Source organism: Vibrio sp. OPT46 (genome assembly GCF_015163535.1).
GTDB lineage: Bacteria > Pseudomonadota > Gammaproteobacteria > Enterobacterales > Vibrionaceae > Vibrio > Vibrio alginolyticus.
Genome location: NZ_JADDYG010000785.1, coordinates 555 through 1,041, shown reverse-complemented (window position 1 = coordinate 1,041; position 487 = coordinate 555). Strand labels below are relative to the sequence as shown.

2 tRNA genes and 1 rRNA gene are annotated in these 487 nt (G+C 43.7%); all 3 read left to right on the top strand.

Annotated elements, in window-relative coordinates:
• Nucleotides 1–58, top strand: a 16S ribosomal RNA gene (locus IQR33_RS27795); the annotation flags it as partial.
• Nucleotides 59–125: 67 nt separating this feature from the next.
• Nucleotides 126–202 (top strand) — tRNA-Ile (locus IQR33_RS27790).
• Between the two features lie 42 nt (nucleotides 203–244).
• Nucleotides 245–320: transfer RNA gene (locus IQR33_RS27785), tRNA-Ala, on the top strand.
• The last annotated feature ends 167 nt before the right edge of the window (nucleotides 321–487 follow it).

Sequence of the window (487 nt, the reverse complement as noted above, 5' to 3'; positions counted from 1 at the left end):
TGGGGTGAAGTCGTAACAAGGTAGCGCTAGGGGAACCTGGCGCTGGATCACCTCCTTAAACGATGATTACTCACGATGAGTGTCCACACAGATTGATATGGTTTATAAAGTAAAGAGACGATACTGGGTCTGTAGCTCAGGTGGTTAGAGCGTTCGCCTGATAAGCGAGAGGTCGGTGGTTCGAGTCCACTCAGACCCACCAATTTCTTTCCCAAGGAATTGGCGACAGTATCGACACCTTGATGGGGCTATAGCTCAGCTGGGAGAGCGCCTGCCTTGCACGCAGGAGGTCTGCGGTTCGATCCCGCATAGCTCCACCATCTTTAAGTGTTCTTGAAAAAGAATCTTTAAAAATGGTTTTCATCAGAAAATCTAGCTCTTTAACAATTTGGAAAGCTGACAAAACAACAATTTATTGTTGTTTGTAAAGTTCTCAAAGTATTCATTTATGAATACAACTAAAAACACATTCAAGTGTTCTTGGAAT